This is a genomic window from Paractinoplanes hotanensis (assembly GCF_023717965.1).
Classification (GTDB): domain Bacteria; phylum Actinomycetota; class Actinomycetes; order Mycobacteriales; family Micromonosporaceae; genus Actinoplanes; species Actinoplanes polyasparticus.
The window spans coordinates 23,709-46,024 of the sequence record NZ_JAMQOL010000011.1 but is presented as its reverse complement, the minus strand read 5'-3'; the positions used below and the strand labels follow the sequence as shown (position 1 = coordinate 46,024).

At 72.0% G+C, this 22,316-nt stretch carries 20 protein-coding genes; 12 read left to right on the top strand and 8 right to left on the bottom strand.

Going from position 1 to position 22,316, the window contains the following annotated elements; all coding sequences use genetic code 11:
• Window positions 1-16: 16 nt before the first annotated feature.
• Window positions 17-715 carry a phosphatase PAP2 family protein gene (locus LXN57_RS09650; protein ID WP_251797687.1) on the top strand — a complete coding sequence of 233 codons (699 nt, stop codon included), beginning with the start codon at window positions 17-19 and terminating at the stop codon, window positions 713-715.
• A 31-nt stretch (window positions 716-746) separates the two neighbouring features.
• On the top strand, window positions 747-1,445 hold the full coding sequence (locus LXN57_RS09645) for a phosphatase PAP2 family protein (protein ID WP_251797686.1): 699 nt from the start codon (window positions 747-749) through the stop codon (window positions 1,443-1,445).
• Here LXN57_RS09645 and LXN57_RS09640 read toward each other — a convergent pair whose 3' ends face one another.
• Window positions 1,446-2,915: a mannitol dehydrogenase family protein gene (locus LXN57_RS09640; protein WP_251797685.1), complete on the bottom strand. Its 1,470-nt coding sequence runs from the start codon at window positions 2,913-2,915 to the stop codon at window positions 1,446-1,448.
• Between the two features lie 227 nt (window positions 2,916-3,142).
• On the opposite strand from LXN57_RS09640, the gene LXN57_RS09635 reads away from it, so the two are divergent.
• The gene (locus LXN57_RS09635) at window positions 3,143-4,381 is read left to right on the top strand and encodes a hypothetical protein (RefSeq protein WP_251797684.1); all 1,239 of its coding nucleotides are present in this window, start codon (window positions 3,143-3,145) and stop codon (window positions 4,379-4,381) included.
• Between the two features lie 432 nt (window positions 4,382-4,813).
• Here the strand turns inward: LXN57_RS09635 and LXN57_RS09630 are convergent, their stop codons facing one another.
• Together LXN57_RS09630 and LXN57_RS09625 are read right to left on the bottom strand one after the other, a co-directional pair.
• A complete protein-coding gene (locus LXN57_RS09630; RefSeq protein WP_251797683.1) occupies window positions 4,814-5,347 on the bottom strand; it encodes a GNAT family N-acetyltransferase in 534 nt (177 codons plus the stop codon).
• Window positions 5,335-5,628, bottom strand: a complete 294-nt coding sequence (locus LXN57_RS09625) for an NUDIX hydrolase (protein ID WP_251797682.1) — start codon at window positions 5,626-5,628, stop codon at window positions 5,335-5,337. Before LXN57_RS09625 ends, LXN57_RS09630 begins: the two co-directional genes overlap by 13 nt.
• 26 nt (window positions 5,629-5,654) lie before the next feature.
• On the opposite strand from LXN57_RS09625, the gene LXN57_RS09620 reads away from it, so the two are divergent.
• On the top strand, window positions 5,655-6,548 hold the full coding sequence (locus tag LXN57_RS09620; RefSeq protein WP_251797681.1) for an alpha/beta fold hydrolase: 894 nt from the start codon (window positions 5,655-5,657) through the stop codon (window positions 6,546-6,548).
• Here LXN57_RS09620 and LXN57_RS09615 read toward each other — a convergent pair.
• Together LXN57_RS09615 and LXN57_RS09610 are read right to left on the bottom strand one after the other, a co-directional pair.
• Complete coding sequence (locus tag LXN57_RS09615) at window positions 6,444-6,992, bottom strand: DUF305 domain-containing protein (protein ID WP_251797680.1); 549 nt, start codon at window positions 6,990-6,992, stop codon at window positions 6,444-6,446. The two genes, LXN57_RS09620 and LXN57_RS09615, sit on opposite strands and share 105 nt — an antisense overlap.
• The gene (locus LXN57_RS09610) at window positions 6,977-7,717 is read right to left on the bottom strand and encodes a lytic polysaccharide monooxygenase (protein WP_251797679.1); all 741 of its coding nucleotides are present in this window, start codon (window positions 7,715-7,717) and stop codon (window positions 6,977-6,979) included. Before LXN57_RS09610 ends, LXN57_RS09615 begins: the two co-directional genes overlap by 16 nt.
• Before the next feature lie 134 nt (window positions 7,718-7,851).
• Here LXN57_RS09610 and LXN57_RS09605 point away from each other — a divergent pair, with 134 nt between their 5' ends.
• Window positions 7,852-9,099, top strand: a complete 1,248-nt coding sequence (locus LXN57_RS09605) for a sensor domain-containing phosphodiesterase (protein WP_251797678.1) — start codon at window positions 7,852-7,854, stop codon at window positions 9,097-9,099.
• A gap of 130 nt (window positions 9,100-9,229) precedes the next feature.
• Here the strand turns inward: LXN57_RS09605 and LXN57_RS09600 are convergent, their stop codons facing one another.
• The gene (locus tag LXN57_RS09600) at window positions 9,230-10,654 is read right to left on the bottom strand and encodes an XRE family transcriptional regulator (protein WP_251797677.1); all 1,425 of its coding nucleotides are present in this window, start codon (window positions 10,652-10,654) and stop codon (window positions 9,230-9,232) included.
• Window positions 10,655-10,778: 124 nt separating this feature from the next.
• Here LXN57_RS09600 and aceA point away from each other — a divergent pair, with 124 nt between their 5' ends.
• The 3 genes from aceA (at window position 10,779) to LXN57_RS09585 (ending at window position 14,100) form a co-directional block, all read left to right on the top strand.
• Window positions 10,779-12,068, top strand: coding sequence for an isocitrate lyase (gene aceA, locus LXN57_RS09595; RefSeq protein WP_251797676.1), 1,290 nt, complete (start codon window positions 10,779-10,781; stop codon window positions 12,066-12,068).
• The gene (aceB, locus tag LXN57_RS09590) at window positions 12,068-13,693 is read left to right on the top strand and encodes a malate synthase A (RefSeq protein WP_251797675.1); all 1,626 of its coding nucleotides are present in this window, start codon (window positions 12,068-12,070) and stop codon (window positions 13,691-13,693) included. Before aceA ends, aceB begins: the two co-directional genes overlap by 1 nt.
• A 224-nt stretch (window positions 13,694-13,917) precedes the next feature.
• On the top strand, window positions 13,918-14,100 hold the full coding sequence (locus LXN57_RS09585; RefSeq protein WP_251797674.1) for a hypothetical protein: 183 nt from the start codon (window positions 13,918-13,920) through the stop codon (window positions 14,098-14,100).
• Between the two features lie 3 nt (window positions 14,101-14,103).
• Here the strand turns inward: LXN57_RS09585 and LXN57_RS09580 are convergent, their stop codons facing one another.
• A complete protein-coding gene (locus LXN57_RS09580) occupies window positions 14,104-14,742 on the bottom strand; it encodes a response regulator (RefSeq protein ID WP_221379588.1) in 639 nt (212 codons plus the stop codon).
• Complete coding sequence (locus LXN57_RS09575; RefSeq protein WP_251797673.1) at window positions 14,739-15,929, bottom strand: sensor histidine kinase; 1,191 nt, start codon at window positions 15,927-15,929, stop codon at window positions 14,739-14,741. The genes LXN57_RS09580 and LXN57_RS09575 overlap by 4 nt, the downstream gene beginning before the upstream one ends.
• Before the next feature lie 147 nt (window positions 15,930-16,076).
• On the opposite strand from LXN57_RS09575, the gene LXN57_RS09570 reads away from it, so the two are divergent.
• From LXN57_RS09570 to LXN57_RS09555, 4 genes are read left to right on the top strand one after another with little or no spacing between them, the layout of a single operon-like run.
• A complete protein-coding gene (locus tag LXN57_RS09570; protein ID WP_438872858.1) occupies window positions 16,077-16,832 on the top strand; it encodes an ABC transporter ATP-binding protein in 756 nt (251 codons plus the stop codon).
• Window positions 16,829-19,351, top strand: coding sequence for an FtsX-like permease family protein (locus LXN57_RS09565; protein WP_251797671.1), 2,523 nt, complete (start codon window positions 16,829-16,831; stop codon window positions 19,349-19,351). Before LXN57_RS09570 ends, LXN57_RS09565 begins: the two co-directional genes overlap by 4 nt.
• Window positions 19,352-19,393: 42 nt before the next feature.
• Window positions 19,394-20,026: a GNAT family N-acetyltransferase gene (locus LXN57_RS09560; RefSeq protein WP_251797670.1), complete on the top strand. Its 633-nt coding sequence runs from the start codon at window positions 19,394-19,396 to the stop codon at window positions 20,024-20,026.
• A 54-nt stretch (window positions 20,027-20,080) separates the two neighbouring features.
• On the top strand, window positions 20,081-22,315 hold the full coding sequence (locus tag LXN57_RS09555) for an N-acetylmuramoyl-L-alanine amidase (RefSeq protein WP_251797669.1): 2,235 nt from the start codon (window positions 20,081-20,083) through the stop codon (window positions 22,313-22,315).
• Window position 22,316: the final 1 nt, after the last annotated feature.

Sequence of the window (22,316 nt, the reverse complement as noted above, 5' to 3'; positions counted from 1 at the left end):
GGTATAGCTGGTCCCCATGCGGGACGACGAACACGCGCTCGAAATTCGGCTGGCCGGGGCGGCGGCCGGGACGGTCGTTCTGCTCCTGCCGTTCGCGGTGATCACGGCCATGGTTGTGGGCGGGGTCGACTGGCTGCACGGGCTCGACGAGGACGTCAGCGTGGCCGTGCACGGCTTCGCGTCGGGGCATCCGGGGCTGGTCGACTTCATGTGGGCCTGGTGCCTCGTCTTCGCCCCGTGGACGTGGCGGGTCGCGGCCCTCGGGCTGGTCATCTGGCTGGTCCGGCGGGGCGCCCGCTCGACGGCCTGGTGGGTGGGCATCACGATGGCGGCCGGCGGGCTGCTGGGCGTGCTGCTGAAACTGGTCTTCGAACGGGATCGGCCGTCGTTCCTCGACCCGGTGGCCACGGCGGTCGGGTATTCGTTCCCGTCCGGTCACGCGCTGAACAACGCGCTCGGCGCCGCGGTCGTGCTGGCCGTGCTGCTGCCGATGACCCGCCACCGCCCGCGCCTCCGCCGGTGGTTGATCGCCGGCGGCCTGGTCGTCCCGGCCATGACCGGCCTGTTCCGGATCGGGCTGGGTGTGCACTGGCTCAGCGACGTGCTCGCCGGCTGGCTGCTCGGCCTGATCGTGGTGGCCGCGACGATGGCCGCGTTCGCCGCCCGCCGGCGACGGCGGGCGGTTCCGGTCGGCGCGGGCACGGCCCGGGAGTAGCGACGAGCGTGACTGGGTAGACAGCGCGGTCATGCCTCCGCTGATCGCGCAAATCGCCAAGCGTCTGCTGCTGCCGGTGACCGTCCTCTTCGGAGTGATGGTCGGTCTCGGCCTGCTGGTGACCCGGGTGGTCGACCACTCCTGGCCGCTCACCGTCGAGGACGACGTCAACCGTTCCTTCGAGGCCCATCGGGACGGCCCGCTCAACGTGATCAGCGAGATCGTCAGCCTGATCGGCAGCACCCCGGTCATCATCGCCGTCACCGGCGTGGCCGCCGCCATCCTGTACCTCAAGTTCAACCGCTGGCGCGAGCCGCTCTACCTCTGCCTCGGCGTGACCGCGCAGGCCCTGGTCTTCTTCTTCACCACGCTGGTGATCGACCGCGAGCGCCCCACCGTGCGCCGCATGGACGACTCCCCGCCCACGTCCAGCTTCCCGTCCGGGCACACCTCGGCCGCGGTCGCCCTCTACGTCGGCCTCGCCCTGCTGCTGTTCACCCTGCTGCGCCACACCTGGGCCAAGCGTCTGGCCTGGCTGCTGATCCTGATCCCGATCGGCGTCGCGACGGCCCGCCTCTACCGCGGCATGCACCACCCCACGGACGTGCTCGCCTCGTTCCTCAACGGCGTCACCTGCGTCGTCATCATGTTCCGCGAGGTGCTGAACCGAGCCGTCAAGTGGGCGGTACCCAGCCGCTTCCGCCCCGGCGTGCGCCGCGTGGCCCACTGATCAGATCAGGGCTTCGAGCGTCGCCTTGGCTCCCCGGGTGTGGAGGCTGTCGAGCACCTCGGTGTACGCCTCGACGAAGCGGGCGTTGTCGGCCAGGTCGCCGAAGAGCTCGCGGTTCTGGATGAACGCGGTGGGGTTGTCGCGCTGGGTCAGGGCGATCGCGTTCAGCTCGTCGCGGAGGCGGTCGACGATGTCGATCGGGCCCCCCTGCTCGTCGGTGCCCTCGTCGTAGCGGGCCCACGAGGCCACGACCGCGGTGGCCAGCTTGATCTCGCCGCCGGAGTCCAGGTTGTGGCGGATCACGGGGAGCAGCCACTTGGGGATGCGGTCGGAACTCTCCGCGCACAGCCGGGCCACCGTGTCCTTGACCTGGGCGTTGGAGAAGCGCTCGATCAGCTGGTGCTGGTATTCGTCCAGGTTGATGCCGGGGACGGGCTCGAGGGTGGGCTCGGCCTCGCGCTTCATGTACGTGAGCAGGAACTTCGCGAAGGCGGGGTCCCGGGCCACGTCGTGCACCAGGCGGTAGCCGGACAGGTAGCCGAAGTAGCACAGGGCCTGGTGTGAGGCGTTGAGCAGGCGCAACTTCATCAGTTCGTACGGCTCGACGTCGGGCACCACCTGCACGCCGGCCTCTTCCCAGGCCGGGCGGCCGGCGCCGAAGCTGTCCTCCAGCGTCCACTGGGTGAACGGCTCGCACACCACCGGCCAGCCGTCGTCGACGCCGAAGTGCTTGCGGACCTCGTCGCGGTCCTCGTCGGTCGTCACCGGGGTGATGCGGTCGACCATGCTGTTCGGGAAACGCACGTTCTCGTCCACGTACGTGGCCAGGGCCGGATCCCGCAGGGCGGCGAACGCGACGAAGCTGCGCCGGGCCGCGTCCCCGTTGCCCTGGATGTTGTCGCAGCTCATGATCGTGAAGGCGGGCAGGTCGCGCTCGCGGCGGCGCTCGATCGCGGCCGTGATGAGGCCGAACGTCGTACGCGGCCGGTTCGGCAACGCCAGGTCGTGCTGGACGTCCTTGTTGTCGGCCATGAACTCGCCGGTGACCGCGTTGAAGTTGTAGCCGCCCTCGGTGACCGTGAGCGACACGATCCGGACCTCGGGGGAGGCCATCTTCTCGATCACGGCCTCCGGGTCGTCCGGCGCGAACAGGTACTCCCGGATCGAGCCGACGACGCGGGCCTCGAGCGTGCCGTCGGGCGCCTTGACCACCAGCGTGTAGAGGCCGTCCTGGGCGTCGAGCACCTGCTGCATGCGCCGGTCGGCCGGCATCACCCCGACCCCGCAGATCGCCCAGTCGAGGGCCTTGCCGTCGTTCATCAGGCGGTCGAGGTACATCGCCTGGTGGGCGCGGTGGAAGCCGCCCACCCCGAAGTGCACGATGCCGGTGCGCAGGGCGCCGCGATCGTACGTGGGGACGGCCAGATCGGCGGGCAGTCGGGACAGGTTCTCGGCGTTGAGGGGCAGCATGGCGGCTCTTCCTCCCGGCAGTGGAACGGGGATAACCCACAGCATCGCATTGGTTCGTCGAGGTCACCGGCGACCGAGCTCAGGGATCTTCTGCACGTCGCGGTCACGTCGGCAGCGGCCGCGGACGGCCGTTCGCGTGCCACACCGGATCCGCGATGACCGACCTTGCCGTCTCCATGCCCGTTTTCCGTGCGCCGAACCGGCGACGGGCTTGTTAGCGTGCGCTCATGACGGGGCGGGACGGGTGGGGGAAACGGGTCGGCGGCATCGGTTTCGCCGCAGCGGTGGGGGCGCTGGCCGGTGCCGCGCTGGCGGGGCGGCGCGGTGCTCCCGTGGGCGCGGCGGCGCTCGCCGTGACCGAGGCGGTCGCCCGGGCGCGGCAACGACCGGGCGAGATCCCGGCGTGGTGGTCGCGGGTGGTGATGAGCGGGGCCGTGGCGGCGATCGGCGGCCGGCTGATGAGGGCCCGGCCGGTGACGGTGGGCGTGGCCGCGGGCGCGGTGGCCGGCGCTCTCGGGCTGCGGCCGCAGAAGGTGCTGCTGGGCCCGGTGGTCGGCGCCGCGGTCGGAGCGGCTTGGGGCCGCGACACCCCGCCGGCCGTGGTGGCGGCGAGCGCGGTGGTCGGCTTCCGGGCGCTGTCGGCCGTGCTGTTCCGCGATCCGCAGGTGGATCTGCTGGCCGAGCGCGTCCCGGCGGCGGACCTGCCGTTCGTCGTGCCGCTCGAGGCCCGTACGAACTATGTCGGCACCGGATACGTCCGGGAACTGGCCGAGGTGCTGGGCGGCCGGTACGAGGCGGACGCCCCCGACGTGGGGATCGTGGCCTCGCTCGACGACCTCGCCGGCCCCCGGTTCGACCCCGCCGGCGTCGACCCGCTGGTGCGCGAGTTCTACGAGCACACCACCCGCTTCCGGCTCGACATCCGGCCCGAGTGGCGGCACTGGGTGCGCCCCGGCTACCTGCTCTACCGCACCTTCGTGGCGCGGCCGCTGGGCCAGGCCAACGTGCCGATGAACCAGCGCGAGACCCTGCGCGGCGTGCGCAGCCGCATCGACACGATCACCCCCGACGGCGCCGGCCTGATCGGGGTGCGCGGCTGGATCCGCTCGTACGCCGACACCGACGAGCCGATCTACGTGGGCATCTACACCACCTACCGGCACGAGGGGCGCGGCTATGTGAGCGTCGGTTTCCCGGTGCCCCAGGCCAGCTTCACGGCCACGCTGGCGCCGCTGCCTCGCACGGGCGGCGGCCTGGTGCTGACCAGTCGCAGCGAGCTGGCCCATCCCGGCCATTATCTGACGTACATCGACCCGGAGACGCGCGACCTGACGACGCTGGCGGTGCACGGCTTCACCGAACAACTGGACGTCTTCACCGAGAACGGCGGGCTGCGCGCCGAACACGCGTTCTCGCTCTACGGGTGGCCGTTCCTGGTGCTGCACTACACGATCAACCGCAAGTAAACGTCAAGGCCGATGTCGTAACGGGGTGGGTGGTGCGGACCGCTGCCCACGCCGAGGGCAAGCTTTTTGGGGTCAAGAGCGGGATGTCGTGGCGGGGTGGATGGTACGGACCGCTGCTCACGCCGAGGGCCGCGGCGGGGCGAGCTGGCCGCTGGCGCGTCCAGAACGCTCACCCCACCACGGCGACGTGCGTGAGTGGTCACGCACAAACCCGGCGGCTTTGATCCGCGACGATGATGTTGTCGACGAGCGCACGGAAGTGCTCGGGCAGGTATCCGATCCGCGGGCGCGCCTCGACTACGACGACGACCGGGCGTGCGGCGTCATACCACCGCAACCGGTGTGGGCGGTGAGGCGGTCGACCTGATCGTCGACCGGCCGTCCTCGTCCCGGCGCCGGCCACCGAGGCCGGGAACGCCCTGGCCCGAGCGGTCAGGCCGGGCCCAGCGCGATCCAGTAACGCTTCACCGTGTCGGGGCCGGTGGTGCGGGTGTCCTCGTAGACGCCGCCGTTCTTCTCGATCGTGCGGGCCGACGCGACGTTCGACGGGACGCAGGTGACCAGCACCCGGTCGAGGCCGAGCGTGCGCGCCGTTTCCAAGGTGCGGCCGAGCGCCCAGCCGGCGAGACCCTGGCGGCGGGCCGAGGGGCGCACGCCGTAGCCGATGTGGCCGCCCACGTTGAGCAGGAAGTCGTTGAGCGTGTGGCGCAGGGCGACGGCGCCCAGATACTCGTCGTCCTCGACGATCCAGCGGTACGTGCAGTGCACCAGACCCTCGTCGAGCGGGGTCGACGGATCTGCCTCGTCGCGCAGCCGGGCCACCCACTCGGCGAACCCTTCCGCCGAGTCGACGTCGTCGGTCGCCCGTACGCTGTGGCCGTCCATGTGCGCGCCGGGCGGCCACTCGTCACGGGCCTCTTTCCACGAGGCGTGGAGCCGGGTGGTGGGCGCGATCAGTTCGGGCATGAGCCGAATCTACAGACGCGCCGGCGCCGGGATCGGCGGGACACCCTCGTCCTGCTGGTGCCAGACGTGCGGCGGGTCATCGGCGATCGCGAGGCCGGTCTCTTCGAGCAGGTCCGGCGGAGTGCGGCCAGCGGCGTCTCGCCGTGCTCGACGCCGCCGCCCGGCGCCGCCCACACGGCGATCGGCTCGGATTCGCTGATCACGTGCCGGCCCAGCAGGATGCGGTCGGCGGTGTCGGGGATGAGCGCACGAACCGAGCGGCGCACACGCAGTGGTGGCATCGGGACAGGCGCCTACGCTCGGGGCCGTGGACGTGGTGATGGACGACGGGGTGCGGCTGCGCACATGGACCGGGAGCGGAACGGGCCGGCCGGTGGTCCTGATCAACGGCGGGCCGGGACTGCCCGACTATCTGGCGCCGGTGGCCGGGCTCGTCGAGCACCTGGGCGTGGTTCACCGCTACGACCAGCGGGGCACGGGGGGCTCGCGGTGGGACGGGGAGCACACGCTCGGGCGGCACGTCCGTGACCTGAGCCTGCTGCTCGATGCCTGGGGGCACCGCACGGCTGTGCTGGTCGGGCACTCGTACGGAACCGAACTGGCTTGTCGTTTCCTGCTGGCGCACCCGGAGCGTGTGGCGGGGCTGGTGCTGATCGCCGGGCCGTTCGTGGAGCCGTGGCGGGAAGCGGACCGGGCGGCCCAGCGCGAGCGGCGCACCGGCGCGCAGCAGGCCCGGCTGGAGGAGCTCGACGGCATCGCCGGGCGCACCGAGGCTGAGGAGGTCGAGTACCTCACCCTGGCCTGGTTCACCGACCACGCCGACCGGACGCGGGCCTGGGACTGGGCGCACGCCTCGGCGCTCGGCGTGCGGCCGGTCAACTACACGATGAACCGGCAGCTCAACGCGGCCGGCCGGGCCGACCCGCTGGAGTCGCATCTGGACGAGCTCCGCGAGCGGCTGCCGCCCGGCACGGTGATCATCGGCGGCGCGGGGGACAGCCGGCCGGCCGAGGCTCTGCGGCGGCTCGGCGACCGGCTCGGTTGTGCGGTCGTCATCGTGCCGGGCGCGGGGCACAGCCCGTGGCTGGAGGATCCGTCAGGGTTCGGCCGCCAGCTTGAGCAGGCTCTGGATCTGGGACAGGCGGCGGCTCGCGACGTTCGCCCCGAGGGCCCGGGCGTCGGGATGGGCGCCGCCGGCTGACTCCATGCGCGCGGTCTCGACGCAGTTGCCCAGGTGGCCCAGGAGCAGGGTCACCGCCGTACGGTCGAAGGCCTTGCCCCGGGTGTCGCTCAGCTCGCCGATGTCGGACGGGCGCAGGTTGTGCAGGTCGCCGTGGCCCGCGTGGGCCCCGGCCGACGGGTCGGCCTCGAGCGGTTGCTTCCAGTCCTGCAGCCGGCCCCGCATCGTTGCCGATTCCTCGCGCCACTGGGCGCGCAGCTCGGTGGCCAGGCTGCGCAGGCGCGGATCGGCGGCTCTCTGCTCGGCCAGCGCCGCCACCTGGTCGCCCTCGTCGATCTGGGTCAGGCCCATCTGCAGGAACATCACGTCGGTGTCGTTGAAGGGCGGTGCACCGGCCTCCGGCTGCGCATCGCAGCCGGAGACCAGCAGGAGGGCCAGCGCGGCCGCGACTAGCTCGCGGACCACAGGGCGGGGACGTTCGGCGGCTCCCAGCCGGTGAGCGCGGTGTGCGCCTGGCGACAGGTGTACGAGCGGCCGTTGTAGGTGACGACGTTGCCGGGCTGGTAGGCCGTGCCGGCGCGCCACGTGCCGCTGGCCGGCGGCGGGGTGGTGGGCGGCGGGGTCGTCGGGGGCGGGTTGGTGGGCGGGGGAGTGGTGGGCGGCGGGTTGCCACCGCCACCGCCGATGTTCAGGTCGACGCAGGCGTAGAACGCCATGGCCGTGTCGGCGACGTTCCACCGGGCGAGCACGGTCTGCCGGCCGCTGAAGCCGCCCATGCTGACCGTGTGCGACTTGGTGGCGCCGGGCTGCGCGCCCCCGTCGTTGAACGAGGCGAGCCGCGTGTTGCCGATGAAGTACTCCCACGTGGCGGTCGAGTGCCGGGCCGTGAGCACCCAGTTGAAGGTGACCGACTGCCCGGCCGAGGCGGCCGGCCAGTTGCGGCTGTTGTCGTTGAGCACAGCGAACCGGCTGCCGCTGCCGTTGCATTGCATGGAGCCCTTGGCCGCCTCGACGCTTTGCGGCTCGTAGACGATGTCGCCGCAGTTGGCGACGGCGCCGCTGGCGCAGTTGGCCTGGCGGCTGGGCGGGGACGAGATGTAGCCGTGAGCCGAAGCCGGGGCGACTCCGATGGTGAGGGCGGCCGCGGTCGCGGCGACGGTCAGCGCGGGAAGGGTGAACCTGCGTCTCATGAAGGGGACTCCTTGGCTTCATGGGGGGATGACGAGGTGACTGCGTATCGACAAACATAAGTTAAACCTTGTTAACAGTAAAGAGCGCGCCCGCATTTGTTAACTGCGGGCGCCGCGGGCCGATAGGTGGGCCCATGCGCGACATTCACAACGTGCTCGACCAGCGGGCGGTGACCACGCTCTTCCAGCCGCTGGCCGAGATCTCCACCGGACGGGTGCTGGGTTACGAGGCCCTGAGCCGTGGCCCGGCCGACAGCCCGTGGGAGCAGCCGGGCGCCCTGTTCGCCGCTGCCCACGAAGCCGGCCGCGAGAGCGAGCTCGACTGGATCTGCCGTGCCCGCGCCTACGAGGGCGCACTGACCGCAGACCTGGATCCCGCGCTCACTCTCTTCGTCAACATGGAGCCGTCGGCCGCGGGCACCCCCTGCCCGCTCGATCTGGCCCCGATCATCGAGCTGGCTCGCCACCGCCTTCGGGTGGTCACCGAGATGACCGAGCGGGCCATCGCCGTCGACCCGTCCGGCCTGCTCAGCGCGATGGCGGCCGCCCGCGCGGCGGGCTGGGGTGTCGCCCTCGACGACGTCGGCGCCGACCCGATGTCGCTCGCGCTCATGCCGTTCCTGCACCCCGACGTGGTCAAGCTGGACATGGGCCTGCTGCGGGCGCCCGGCGACCCGCACACCGCCCGCGTGGTCGCCGCGGTCGCCGCCTACGCCGAGGCGAGCGGCGCGGTCGTGCTGGCCGAGGGCATCGAGACCCCGGAGCACCTGGCGATCGCCCGCACGATGGGCGCCACCGTCGGTCAGGGCTGGCACTTCGGCCGCCCCGCCCCCCTTCCGGTCGTCGCCGGCGTGACCGCCACGCTGCCGTTCATCCCACCGCCGCGACCGGAGGACCGCACGCCGTTCGCCATCGTGGCCGCCTGCCGCCCCGTCACGCGCGCCACCAAGGCGCAGCTCATGCCGATGAGCCGGCATCTCGAGGCGCTGGCCCTCGACGGCGGCGAGCCGCCCGTCCTGCTCGCGTGCTTCCAGGACGCCCGGCACTTCACGTCGGCCACCGCCCGCCGCTTCGCCGTCATCGCCGCGCACAGCCCGCTGGTGGCCGCGCTCGGCACCGGGCTCACCGACGAGCCGATCCCCGGGGTGCGCGGCGCCTGCCTCGGGGACGACGACGCGCTGCGCGGCGAGTGGAACGTCATCGTGGTCGGCCCGCATCGGGCGGCCGCGCTGGTCGCCCGCGATCTGGGCGACACCGGCCCGGACCGTGAGCGCCGCTTCGAGTTCGCCCTGACCCACGACCGTGCCCTGGTCATCGAGGCGGCGCGCTCCCTGCTCGGCCGGCTCGCTCCGGCCCGCTCGCCGGAGCTGCAGCCGGCCTAGGATCGGCCGGCATCGCCTTGCCCCAACGCACCAGGGCCGCCGAGACCACGGCGATGGCGATGGCGACCGAGCAGATCAGCAGGCTCAGGTCGGAGTCGGCGGTGTCGACCGGCTCGTGCGGCAGCGTAGTTCAGGCCCGCCGCTCCAGGAACTCGTAGACGTCCTGGGCGTCGACGCCGGGGAACGTGCCCGGGGGCAGCGCGGCCAGCAGGTGGGAGTGGACGCGGGCGCTGGGCCAGGCCTGGCCGGCCCAGCGGTCGACCAGGGCGGCCGGTGGGCGGCGGCAGCAGGCGGGGTCGGGGCAGCGGGACACCGTACGCCGGGACGTGTCTCCGCCCCGGAACCAGCGCGCGTGCTCGTACGGGGTGCCGACCGTGACCGAGAATTCGCCGGAGCGGGTCGACTCGATGTGGACGGTGCACCAGTACGTGCCCGACGACGTGTCGGTGAACTGGTAGAACGACGAGTACGGGTCGTCCGAGCCGAAGATCGTGCGGGACGCCCACTTGCGGCAGATCGGCTGGCCCTCGATGGCGCCGGTGACGTCGGACGGGAAGCGGACGCCGTCGTTCTCGTACGCCTTGTAGACGATCCCGTTCTCGTGCACCCGGGTGAAGTGCACCGGGATGCCGAAGTGGTGGGTCGCCAGGTTGGTGAAGCGGTGCGCCGCGGTCTCGTAGGAGACGCCGAACGCGTCCCGGAAGTCGTCGATGGCCAGGGCCCGGTCGGCCTTGGCCTCCTTGAGGAACTGGACGGCGAAGGTCTCCGGCATCAGCAGCGCCGCCGCGAAGTAGTTCGCCTCGACCCGCTGCCGCAGGAAGTCGCCGTAGTCGGCCGGCTCCGGATGGCCGAGCACGAAGTGGCCCAGCGTCTGCAGCACCACAGCCCGCGGGTCGTGTCCCTTGCCGCTGGCCACCTGGGGCAGATAGATCTTCCGGTTCACCAGATCGGTCACCGAACGTGTCGAACCGGGCAGGTCGCTCACGTAGTGCAACGTGAAGCCCAGTTGCGCGGCGATGTCGAGGATCCCGCGCTGGGACAGCGGGCCCGTCGCGTGCTTCACCGAGCGTGACACGTCGGCGGCCGCCCGCTCGATCTCGGCGAAGTAGTTGTCGCGCTCGCGCATGTCGATCCGCAGCTGGGCGTTGGCCCGGCGGGCGACCTCGGGGGTCGCGCTCTGCTCGGTCAGCAGCCGGTTGAGCTCGCGATGCAGGCCGACCAGCGACTCGAGCGCGTCGGCGGGCAGTCGGCGCCCGCCCTTCACGGCCGGTAGACCGAGGGCCTCGTACGCCGGTGATTCCTGAAACCGGGTCAGGTCGATCTCGAGGCCGGCGCGGCGCGACGGCGCCTCGGGCCGCAGCAGGTCCTGCAGCGGGACGCCGAGCGCCCCGGCGATCGCCTCGAGCACCGACAGCCGGGGCTCGCGTTTGCCGTTCTCGATGAGCGACAGCTGCGACGGCGCCCGGCCCACCGCCTCGCTGAGCTGCTCCAACGTCATGCCCTTCGATTTGCGTTGGTGGCGCAGCCGCTGGCCCAGGGTGACGAGATCGGTCATGGGTTTTGACGCTAGCAGAAATTCTTCAATTCTTCTGCTCACAAATGTCTTCAGAGGGCCTGGCGGGAAGCGCGAAAGTGAAGTTCTTCCACCTGGCAATGGCAAGCGGAGGGACTGAGAGAACATGACTGATCAGCTGACCGAAGTTCGGGGCGGTACCGCGGCGGACCTCACTCGGGCGTGGGCCGGCGATCCCCGGTGGCTCGGCATCAAGCGCAGCTACACGGCGCACGACGTGGTCAAGCTGCGCGGCACGGTCCAGGAGCGGCACACCCTGGCCGAGCGCGGCGCGGAGCGGCTGTGGCAACTGCTGCACAGCGAGGACTACATCAACGCGCTGGGCGCGCTGACCGGCGGCCAGGCCGTCCAGATGGTGCGGGCCGGGCTCAAGGCGATCTACCTCAGCGGCTGGCAGGTCGCGGCCGACGCCAACCTGGCCGGCGCGACCTATCCCGACCAGTCCCTCTACCCGGCCAACTCGGTGCCGGCGGTGGTCCGTCGGATCAACAACGCGCTGCTGCGGGCCGACCAGATCGACACGGCCGCGGGCAAGCACGACCGCGACTGGTTCGCCCCCATCGTGGCCGACGCGGAGGCCGGCTTCGGCGGCCCGCTCAACGCGTTCGAGCTGATGAAGGGCATGATCGCGGCCGGCGCGGCCGGCGTGCACTGGGAGGACCAGCTGGCCAGCGAGAAGAAGTGCGGCCATCTGGGCGGCAAGGTGCTCATCCCGACCGCGCAGCACATCCGCACGCTGAACGCGGCCCGCCTGGCGGCTGACGTGCTCGGCGTCCCCTCGCTGATCATCGCGCGCACCGACTCGCTGGCGGCCGACCTGCTGACCACCGATGTGGACGAGCGCGACCAGCCGTTCCTCACCGGCGAGCGTACGGCGGAAGGCTTCTTCCGGGTCCGCAGCGGGCCCGAGGCGGCCATCGCGCGCGGCGTCGCCTACGCCGACTACGCCGACCTGCTCTGGGTCGAGACCGGCAAGCCCGACCTGGAGTTCGCGAAGTCGTTCGCCGAGGCGGTGCACAAGGAGCACCCCGGCAAGATGCTCGCCTACAACTGCTCGCCCTCGTTCAACTGGAAGAAGAATCTGGACGACGCCGACATCGCGCGGTTCCAGAAGGAGCTGGGCGCGATGGGCTACAAGTTCCAGTTCGTCACCCTCGCCGGCTTCCACGCGCTCAACCACTCGATGTTCGAGCTGGCGCGCGGTTACGCCACGGACGGCATGACGTCCTACGTGAAGTTGCAGGAGGCCGAGTTCGCGGCCGAGGCCGACGGCTACACCGCGACCAAGCACCAGGCGGAGGTCGGCACCGGGTACTTCGACGCGGTCTCGACCGCCCTGAATCCGGAGAGTTCGACGACTGCCCTCAAGGGCTCGACCGAAGCGGAGCAGTTCTGATGGGTACCGAGGAAATCACGATCACCGGGACGACCGAGGGCCGCTACGCCGAGGTGCTGACCCCCGAGGCCATCGCGTTCGTGGTCGCGCTCGACCGCGAGTTCGGCGCCCGCCGGGTCCAGCTGCTGGACCGCCGCCGCCGCCGGCGCACCACCCGCACCGACGACCTGGACTTCCTGCCCTCGACCGCGCACATCCGGGACGACGCGAGCTGGACCGTCGCGGCGCCGGCGCCCGACCTGCTCGACCGGCGCGTCGAGATCACCGGGCCGCCCGAGCGCAAGATGACGGTCAACGCGCTCAACTCGGGCGCCAAGGTGTGGATGGCCGACTTCGAGGACGCCACGTCACCCACCTGGGAGAACGTGGTGCTGGGCCAGCTCAACCTGAAGGACGCGCTGGACGGCCGGCTCGACTTCACCACGCCCGAGGGCAAGGAGTACCGGGTCAACGGCTGGATCCCGACCATCATGGTGCGCCCGCGGGGCTGGCACCTGCCCGAGAGCCACCTGCGCATCGGCGGGCGGCCGGTCTCGGCTTCGCTGTTCGACTTCGGCCTCTACATGTTCCACTGCGCGCAGCGCCAGCTCGAGCGCGGCAGCGGCCCGTACTTCTATCTGCCCAAGCTCGAGTCGCACCTCGAGGCCCGGCTGTGGAACGACGTCTTCCGGTTCGCCCAAGAAACATTGGGGATCGAGCGGGGGACCATCCGGGCCACCGTGCTCATCGAGACGATCACGGCCGCGTTCGAGATGGACGAGATCCTGTACGAGCTGCGCGAGCATTCGGCCGGCCTGAACGCGGGCCGCTGGGACTACCTGTTCAGCATGATCAAGAACCGCCCCGACGTGGTCCTGCCCGAGCGCTCCCAGGTCACGATGACGACCCCGTTCATGCGGGCCTACACCGAGCTCCTGGTGCGCACGTGCCACCGCCGCAACGCCCACGCCATCGGCGGCATGGCCGCGGTCGTTCCCAGCCGCGACCCGGTGGCCGCCAAGCGCGCGCTCAACCAGGTGCGCCAGGACAAGCGGCGCGAGGTCGGCGACGGCTTCGACGGCAGCTGGGTCGCCCACCCCGGCCTGGTCGACACCTGCCGCGAGGTCTTCGACCAGTGGCTCGGCGAGGAGCCGCACCAGATCGTCCGCAAGCGCGACGACGTGCGGGTCACCGCGACCGAGCTGCTCGACGTGCGCGCCCTCGGTGTCCAGGTCAGCGAGGTCGCGCTGCGCACCAACGTCAGCGTGGCGCTGCGCTACATCGCCGCCTGGCTGGGCGGCCGGGGCGCGGTGGCCCTGGGCGGCCTGATGGAGGACGCGGCCACCGCCGAGATCTGCCGCACCCAGCTCTGGCAGTGGATCCACTCCGCCACCCCGACCGACTACGGCGTCCCGGTCAGCGCAGCCCTGGTCGGCCGGATGCTCCGCGAGGAACTGGACGTGCTCAGCGAGACCGGCGCCCTCGACGAGGACGCGGCCCGCCGCTTCGGCCAGGCCCGCACCCTGCTGACGGTGCTGCTCTCGGAACGCACCTGCCCGGAGTTCCTGACCCTGCCGGCCTACCTGCGGCACCTGTCCAGCGCCGCCCCGACCCCGGAGCCCACGCAGGCGACGGTCGCCGTCTGACCGGCCATCAGCCAGGGCGCGGCTCCCGGGGTTTCCGGAAGCCGCGCCCCGCGCACGTCAGGCCCGAGCATGATCGGGCACCCTGAGGATCCGCAACTCGAAGTTGCTGGACAACCCGAGCGCCGGCTTCGAGACGGCCGGGCTGCCCGGCATCTTCTACCTCGGCCGGGGCAAACCGTCGATCACCCGCTCAACCCTCAGGAAGTAGCTACTACTATCTGCACGTGGACGATCCGGGCGACGATTCCGAGTGGCCGTTCGAGAGCTCGGAGACAAGCTCCTCGACCCGCCGTGGCTGGCCGTGGGTGATCGGCCTGATCCTGGTCGTCATGCTCGTCTGCGGCGCCGGCGTCCTCGCGCTGAACGCCTGGGTCGGCCGCGAGCTCGACAAGTCCGCCGCCCTCTGACGCTCAGCCGAGCAGGCGGCGTTCCCAGGCCCAGGCGGCGATCTCGACGCGGTTGCGGGCGTTGAGTTTGGTCATCACGCTGCCGACGTGGGTCTTGACCGTGCCGATGGAGATGAACAGCTGGGCCGCGATCTCGGCGTTGGTCAGGCCCTTGGCGGCCAGGCGGACGACGTCGAGCTCGCGGGGCGAGAGGCCGCCGTCGTCGCCGCTGGGGGCGGGTGGGGAGAGGTGTTCGAGCAGGCGGACGGTGATGGACGGGCTGATCAGGGCGTCGCCCGAGACGGCGGCGCGTACTGCTTCGACCAGCAGGGCCGGGCCCGAGTCCTTCAGCAGGAAGCCGGCGGCGCCGTTGCGCAGCGCCTGGTGGACGTACTCGTCGAGGTCGAAGGTGGTCACCACGACCACCTTGACCGGGTCCGTCACGCCGGGGCCGGACAGCAGGCGCAGGGCTTCCAGGCCGTCCATCTTGGGCATGCGGATGTCGAGCAGGGCCACGTCGGGCTTGAGCTTGCGCGCCATGGCCACCGCCTCGACGCCGTCGGCGGCCTCGCCGACGACCTCCATGTCGGGCTGGGCGCCGATGATCATGCCGAAGCCGGTGCGGACCATGGCCTGGTCGTCGGCGATCAGTACGCGGATCATGGGTCCGTCCTGGGATCGATCGGGAACGCGGCGTCGACCACCCAGCCGCCCTCGATGCCCGGCATGGCCGTGATGCGGCCGCCGACCGCGCGGACCCGTTCGGTCAGGCCCACGAGACCGTACCCTGCCCGTTCCCGCGGTGTGCCCGTGCGGGCCGGAATCACGCCGTCGTTGGCCACGCGCACCAGCAGCCACTCGGGGGTGCGGCGGATCCAGATGTCGGCCGCGGTCGCCTCGGGGGCGTGCTGGCGCACGTTGGTCAGCGCCTCCATCACCACGCGGTAGGCCGAGGTGGAGATCTCGACGGGCAGCCCGTCGAGCCAGCCGTCGAGGTGCATCCGGGCCGTGGCGCCGCCGGCCGAGTTGAACTGGTCGAGCAGCGTGCCCAGGTCGTTCACGCCGGCCACGGGCGCCAGCGGGGCGTCCGGCTTCGAGTCGGGGTCGCGCAGCACGCCGACCATCCGCCGCATCGAGGTCATCGTCTCGGCGCCGGCCTGCTCGATCTGGTCGAGCGCCTGGAGCACCCGCTTCGGGTCCTGCTCGGCGATGAACTTGGCCCCCTGGGCCTGCACGACGATGCCGGTGACGTGGTGGGCGATGAAGTCGTGCAGGTCGCGGGCGAACTCGGCGCGCTGCTCGGCCCGTACGGCGTCGACCGCCCGCTGCCGCGAGCCCTCGATGATCCGCAGGTAGATGCCGAGGCCGATGGCCGCCGCGGCGGCGAGCGCCTGGATCAGGCCGAAGATGACGTAGAGCGCCGTCTGACCGCTGCGCAGCGGCATGAAGCTGACCGCCGCCCCCACCACGAACAGCGCCGTGACCGCCAGCCCGGGCGGGGAGTGCCGGGCCAGGACGTAACAGACGCCGAGCAGGGCCGCCGACTCGGCGAGACCCCAGCTCGCCGTCCCGTACGAGGTGTCCGCCGAGGCGCCGGTGGTCAGCGTCGTCAGCAGCGAGGCGGCGCCCAGCACGATCGCCGCCTTGGGCAGCCGGGTCGAGCCGGTGCGGTGCACGGGCAGCCACACCGCGGCCGCCGCCAGGGCGAGTCCGACCTGGATCAGACCCAGCACCTCGGAGCCGTTGAAGATGCCCTGGACGACGTCGAACAGGCCGAGCAGCGCCATCCCGAAGAGCGCGAGGAACTGCGCCAGGCGGCGAAGGATCGTCCGGTTGGGGTTGGTCTGCATCGTCGTCCAGCGTATGCGCTGGTCCGGGGGCTCCCATCGGCCGAAAGACAGATCCGCCCCGGATTGGGGGCCTGGCCTGCGGCTGATGTGCCGGCCGATCGGCTCCCCACATGATGTGCCGCGTCGAGAACGTCATTGAGCGGAGAAATCATGCAGACGCAGAGCGTGGACACGTTGGCCGCGGTCGCCGCCGTCGACCTGGTCAAGGTCTACGGCAGTGGGGACACGGCGGTCCGGGCGCTGGACGGTGTCACCGTCGGCTTCGCCCGTGCCCAGTTCACCGCCATCATGGGACCGTCCGGGTCCGGCAAGTCCACCCTGATGCACTGCCTGGCCGGCCTGGACACCGCCACCTCGGGGCAGGCGCTGCTCGGCGGCACCGACCTGACCAAGCAGCCCGACAGGGTGCTGACCAAGGTGCGCCGGGAGCGCATCGGCTTCGTCTTCCAGGCCTTCAACCTGCTGCCGCAGCTGACCGCGGCGCAGAACATCATGCTGCCGCTCGAGCTCTCCGGCCGCCGACCCGACCCGCACCTCTACGGCCACCTGACCGAGTCGCTGGGGATCACGAGCCGCCTCGACCACCGGCCGGGCGAGCTCTCCGGCGGCCAGCAGCAGCGCGTGGCCATCGCCCGGGCGCTGATGTCGCGGCCCGAGGTGGTGTTCGCCGACGAGCCGACCGGCAACCTGGACTCGCGATCGGGGGCCGAGGTGCTGTTGTTCCTGCGCAATTCCGTACGCGAGCTGGGCCAGACGATCGTGATGGTGACCCACGACCCGGGCGCCGCCGCGTACGCCGACCGCGTCGTGCTGCTGGCCGACGGCCGGGTCGCCGGCGAGATCGACCACCCCGACATCACCTCGGTGTCGGACGCCCTGCAGAGCCTGGCGGTCGCGCGATGAGCGTGCTCCGCACCCAGTTGCGCGGTGTGGCCCGCCGCCCGTCGCGCCTGCTGCTCACCGGCCTCGCCGTGCTGGTGGTCTCGTTCGTCGTCTACGCCACGGTGCTCGCCCAGCAGATGACCGAGCGCAACGTGCTCAACGGCCTCAGCGGCACCCCCGAGGCGGTCGACGTGGTCGTGCGCAACGGCACGATCGACGCCAAGCTGCTGGCCGCCGTGCAGAAGGCGGCCGGCGTCGAGGAGGCGGTCGGCCGGATCGACTACGGCGGCCAGGTCGGCGGCGAGTATCTGCAGCTGCTGGCCGACCCGGGCGCCGGGCCGCTCGCGCTGACCACGGTCAGCCAGGGCCGGTTCCCGTCGGCGCCGGGCGAGGTCGCGGTCAGCCCGCGCACGGTCGAGCGGATGGGTCTCGAGCTGGGCAGCACGGTCGACGTCCAGATCCGCTACGACGAGCAGGGCGACCCCCTGCCCAAGTCGAAGCTCACGGTGGTCGGGGTGGTCGCGGCCCGCGACGATTTCGGTTTCCAGGCGTACGCCCCCACGGCCGACCTGGTGAAGCTGACCGGCGCGCCGTTCCTGAGCCAGATCGACGTCCGCGTGGCCCCCGGCGCGGATCAGGCCGCCGTCCAGAGCCGGATCAACGACGTCTTCGCCGGGGTGCCAGCCGACTCGCGGCCGCAGGCCAGTGACGGCGCCACGGTGCGGCACGAGGAGGCCGAGGCCAAGGTCTCGGACGTCAACGCGATCTTCGCCGTGATCGCGATGTTCGTCGCCATCGCCGTGGTCGCGGCGGGCCTGGTCGCCACGTCGACGTTCCGCATCGTGTTCGCCCAGCGGATGCGCCAGCTGGCCCTGCTGCGGGCGGTCGGCGCCGGTCGCCGCTCGATCACCGGGGCGCTGGCCGCCGAGGGCGCGCTGACCGGCCTGGCCACCGGCACGGTGGGCGTGCTGATCGCGCTCGGCGTGGGCCATCTCGTGCCGACCGCGGCCGGGTGGTTCGGCAAGCAGATCGCTTCACCCGGCGTACCGGTGCCGGCCGCGCTCGGCACGATCGCGCTGGCCGTCGGCATCACCGTGCTGGCCGTGCTCGCCCCGGCCGCGTCGGCCTCGCGGGTCTCGCCGCTGGAGGCGCTGCGCGGTTCCGGCACGACCGGGGCGCGGCGCGACATCGGCAGGCTGCGCTGGGCCATCGGCCTGCTGCTGACCGTGGGCGCGGTGCTGCTCGCCGGCTACGTGGTCACGAACCTGCCCGGCCGCGACCCGAAGAACTACGACGCCCAGCCCATGCTGTTCGCCATCGTCGCGTCCGGCGCGTTCGCCTTCTTCGCCCTGGTGGCGCTGGGCCCGGTGCTGGTGCGGCCGGTGCTGGCCGTGCTGGGCTGGCCGATCCGGCGCTCGGGCCCGGTCGGCCGGCTGGCTGCCGGGGGAGTGGGCTCGGCGCCGCGCCGGGCCGCCGCGGTCTCGGTGGTGGTGGCGCTCGGCGTCACGCTGATCGCCGGCGCCCTGGTCGGCGGCGCGTCGTTCCGGGTGCTGGTCGACCGGGAGACGGCCGTGTCCTCGCCGTCGGACTACGAGCTGACCGGCGTGGACCAGGACCCGGTGCCGGCCACCCTGGTCGAGCAGCTGCGGAAGAATGACAAGATCAGCAACGTCAGCCCGTACCGGCGGCTGGACGCCAAGATCGGCGGGCAGCTCGAGCTGCCGGTCACCGACCTGGTGATGAGCGGGTTGCCGCAGCTGAAGAAGCTGGCCGCGGCGTCCGGGTCGCTGGCCGCGGCCGGTCCCGGCAAGGTGGTGCTGTCCGGCTTCGCAGCCGACGTCACCGGGGCCAGGGTCGGTGACCAGGTGGACTTCGTGGCGGCCAAGCGCTCGGCCAAGCTGACGGTGGCCGCTGTGCTGCCCGAAGACGCGCCGCTGCACGCCTCGGCGGTGCTCGACCCGGCCGACCTGACCAGGCTGGGCGCGCCGGCGACGTACTCCGGGGTGCTGGCCGACGCGGCGGCGAGCGGCGAGCGGGCCCGCACCGACGGCAACCGGGCGATCCAGGACGTGCAGGCCGCGGCCGGCGGCAAGTGGCGCATCGACGTGCTGGCCGACCAGCGTGACCAGATCAACGACAACGTCACCGCGCTGCTGGTGATCGTGATCGGCCTGATCGGCCTCACGGTCATCATCGCGGTGGTCGGCGTCGGCACCACGACCGCGCTGTCGGTGGTCGAGCGGGTCCGCGAGTCCGGGGTGCTGCGCACGGTCGGCCTCTCCAAGGGTGGTCTGCGGACCATGCTGACGGCCGAATCGGCACTGTACGGGGTGATCGGCGCCGCCCTCGGGCTGGCGCTCGGGGTTCCGTACGCCTGGCTGGCCGTGAAGGCGCTGGGCGTCAACGCGCCCCTGACCGTGCCGGTCGCCCAGCTCGCGGTGGTCTTCGCCGTCCTGGTCGCGCTGACCGCGCTGGCCGGCGTGCTGCCCGCCCGCCGCGCCGCCAGGGTGAGCCCCGTCGCCGCGCTCGCCGCGGAGTAATCGGGGGGCGGAAGGCCGGCCGGATGCGCTATAGAGCAGGGCATGGACGAGTTCTGGCCCCTGTTCGGCCTCCGGCTGGCCTTCCGCGACGTGGTGCTGCGCCCGATGACCGAGGCCGACCTGCCCCACCTGGCGGCGGTCCTGCCCGGCGACGTCGGGCACGACCCGCGACTGGCGTTGTTCGCGTCGCAGAGCTTCGCCGAGAACGAGCGGCGACTGTTCTGCCAGGGCTACTGGCGGGCGCTGGGCACCTGGTCGCCGGAGTCGTGGGTGCTGCACTTCGCGGTCTCGCACGGCGGCGGCCTGGTCGGTGTGCAGACCCTCGAGGGCGACAACTTCCCGGCGCTGAGGACGGTCGACTCGGCGTCGTGGCTGGTGCCCGGGGCGCGCGGGCGGGGGCTCGGGGTGGCCATGCGCACGGCGGTGCTCCAGTTCGCGTTCGGCGAGCTCGGCGCCGTCGCGGCGGTCACGTCGGCCACCACCACCAACGCCGCCTCGGCGGGTGTGTCGCGCCGGGTCGGCTACACCGAGAACGGGGTCAGCCGGATCGTCGACACCGGAGGCGACGTCGCCGAGCTTCGGCATTTCCGGCTCACCGCCGACCGCTGGCCCGGCGCTGACGTGACGGTGACGGGGTTCCCGCCCTGCCGGCCCTGGTTCGGGGCAGTGGATTGATCAGTCGTTCGGTACCCTCACGCCCGGCTTTTGTCGAGATCAACGGGGGTCAGCGTGAGGCGTCGACTGGGGATAGGCATCGGGATAGCGGCCGCGGTGCTCGCGGCGGGCGGCGGGGTCGCCGTCCTGGCCTGGCCCGACGACGCGGTGCCGGTGGCACTGCCGGAATCGGTGGCCTCGGCGCCCGCCGCGGTGGGCGCGAAGCCGGTTGTGGCCAAGCCCTCGGGCATCCGCATCGACCAGGTCGACCTCGGTTCGCTGGGCCGTAAGTTCTCGCTGCCGCAGCGGTCCACCGAGCGGTTCAGCATGGTCAGCGTCAGCTGGAACAGCCCCGAGGACGCGCCGGACGGCACGGTGCAGGTGCGTACCCGCAGCGTCCGCACCGGCGAGTGGACCGGCTGGAAGTCGCTGTCGATCGCCGAGGACGCGCCCGACCTGGCGGGCGAGCGGGCCCGGGCGCGCGGACGCACCACCCCGCTCTGGGCCGGCCCGTCGGACGGCGTGGCGGCCCGGCTCGTCGGCGCTGCCGCCAAGCCGCTCCCGGCCGGGCTGCTGCTGAAGCTCGTTGATCCGAACGCGCCCGAGTCCGGTGGCCGCGGTGGCGGCGAGCCGGTCCCGGCGCCGCCCGCATCGGCCGGGCCGACGCCGGTCGCGACCACCGCGCCGGCCGTCCAGGCCACCACCACGCCTCCGCCGCCCACGGCTACCACGCCCCCGAAGACCACCACGCCCCCGAAGACCACCACGGCCACGCCGCCGGCTTCGGCGAGCACGCCGTCGCCGACGTCGGCGACGAAGCCGCCGATGCCGGCCTACGTCTCCCGGACCGGCTGGAAGGCGAACGAGGCGCTGGTGAAGGCGCCGTCCACCGTGGCCCCGGAGGGCGTGAAGCTGGTGTGGGTGCACCACACCGGCACCGAGTTCCCGAAGAGCTGCGCCGACGCCCCCGACTTCGTCCGCGCCATCATGGCCACCGACATCTCCGAGGGCTTCGACGACGTCGGCTACAACTTCCTCGTCGACAACTGCGGAACGATCTACGAGGGCCGCAAGGGCGGCGTCACCAAGGCCGTGGTGGGCGCGCACGTGGCCGGCTTCAACACCGCGACCACCGGGATCGCGCTGATCGGCGACTACACCACCGTGCGGCCGAGCAACGCCGCCCTCACCTCGATCGCGAAGCTCGCGGCGTCCCGTCTCGGCGCGTACGGCAACGACCCGACCAGCACCACGACGCTGGTCGCCGGCATCGACGGTATGAAGTGGCCGAAGGGCACGACGGTGCCCTTCCCGCGCATCGCCGGTCACCGCGACGGCGCCGAGACGGAGTGCCCGGGCGACCTGTTCCACCCGCTGCTCGGCCAGGTCCGGGGCCGGGCGGCGCTGCCCGGACTGGCCATCACCGGGATCAGCGGCGGCGAACCGGCCACCGGCGCCTACTACGTTCGCGACAAGGGCCGGGTGAGCTGGACCGTCGGTGGCGACCCGGCCCGGATCAGCCGGTTCGACGTGCTCGTCGACAGCAAGGTGGTCGCGACCTCCACCACCAGTTCGGCGACCGTCACCGTGTCACCCGGCTCGCACAACGCGGCGGTTCGCGTGGTGCACGACACCGGCGCCACCGACATCACGCCGGTCACCAAGGTCATCGGCGACGTGACCAAGCCGACCTTCCCGACCGCGCCCTGGGTCGCCCTGAAGACCGGCACGTACTCGGCCACCTCGGTGCCGGTCGCGGTGAACTTCAAGGCGGCCGACAACAACGGCAGGATCGCCCGTCAGATGTCCTTGTCGCCGAATCAGGTCATGATGCTCGGCACCTCGACGCTGTGGAACGCGACGGTGAAGCCGAACGTGGCCGTGAAGTACACCGTGCAGGCCTCGGACATGGCCTACAACGAGGGCGTCTCGACCGTCTCGCGGACGATCGTCCAGATGCCCGAGACGTCGGCCAAGCGCACCGGCACGTGGACCACCCGGTCCGCCGCCACGACCTATCTGGGTGGCAGAGCGCTGGCTGCCACGGCCAAGAACGCCAAGCTGGCGTACGTCTTCAACGGGCGCTCGGCCGCGCTGACCTTCACCCGGACGACGGCGACCGGTCAGGCCGCCATCTACGTCGACGGCGTCAAGGTGACCACGGTGGACACGAGGGCGTCGGCCACCTCCCACCGCCAGACGATCTGGGTCAAGGCGCTCACCGCCGGCGCCCACACCGTCTCGGTCGTCGTCGTGGGCACCAAGGGCCGCCCGACCGTCATCTCGGACGGCCTCACGTACGTCAAGTAGT

Coding starts and splice junctions, on each gene's coding strand:
- LXN57_RS09650 (WP_251797687.1), top strand. CDS start 17: ATGCGGGACGACGAACACGCGCTCGAAATTCGGCTGGCCGGGGCGGCG.
- LXN57_RS09645 (WP_251797686.1), top strand. CDS start 747: ATGCCTCCGCTGATCGCGCAAATCGCCAAGCGTCTGCTGCTGCCGGTG.
- LXN57_RS09640 (WP_251797685.1), bottom strand. CDS start 2,915: ATGCTGCCCCTCAACGCCGAGAACCTGTCCCGACTGCCCGCCGATCTG.
- LXN57_RS09635 (WP_251797684.1), top strand. CDS start 3,143: ATGACGGGGCGGGACGGGTGGGGGAAACGGGTCGGCGGCATCGGTTTC.
- LXN57_RS09630 (WP_251797683.1), bottom strand. CDS start 5,347: ATGCCCGAACTGATCGCGCCCACCACCCGGCTCCACGCCTCGTGGAAA.
- LXN57_RS09625 (WP_251797682.1), bottom strand. CDS start 5,628: ATGCCACCACTGCGTGTGCGCCGCTCGGTTCGTGCGCTCATCCCCGAC.
- LXN57_RS09610 (WP_251797679.1), bottom strand. CDS start 7,717: ATGAGACGCAGGTTCACCCTTCCCGCGCTGACCGTCGCCGCGACCGCG.
- LXN57_RS09605 (WP_251797678.1), top strand. CDS start 7,852: ATGCGCGACATTCACAACGTGCTCGACCAGCGGGCGGTGACCACGCTC.
- LXN57_RS09600 (WP_251797677.1), bottom strand. CDS start 10,654: ATGACCGATCTCGTCACCCTGGGCCAGCGGCTGCGCCACCAACGCAAA.
- aceA (WP_251797676.1), top strand. CDS start 10,779: ATGACTGATCAGCTGACCGAAGTTCGGGGCGGTACCGCGGCGGACCTC.
- aceB (WP_251797675.1), top strand. CDS start 12,068: ATGGGTACCGAGGAAATCACGATCACCGGGACGACCGAGGGCCGCTAC.
- LXN57_RS09580 (WP_221379588.1), bottom strand. CDS start 14,742: ATGATCCGCGTACTGATCGCCGACGACCAGGCCATGGTCCGCACCGGC.
- LXN57_RS09575 (WP_251797673.1), bottom strand. CDS start 15,929: ATGCAGACCAACCCCAACCGGACGATCCTTCGCCGCCTGGCGCAGTTC.
- LXN57_RS09565 (WP_251797671.1), top strand. CDS start 16,829: ATGAGCGTGCTCCGCACCCAGTTGCGCGGTGTGGCCCGCCGCCCGTCG.
- LXN57_RS09560 (WP_251797670.1), top strand. CDS start 19,394: ATGGACGAGTTCTGGCCCCTGTTCGGCCTCCGGCTGGCCTTCCGCGAC.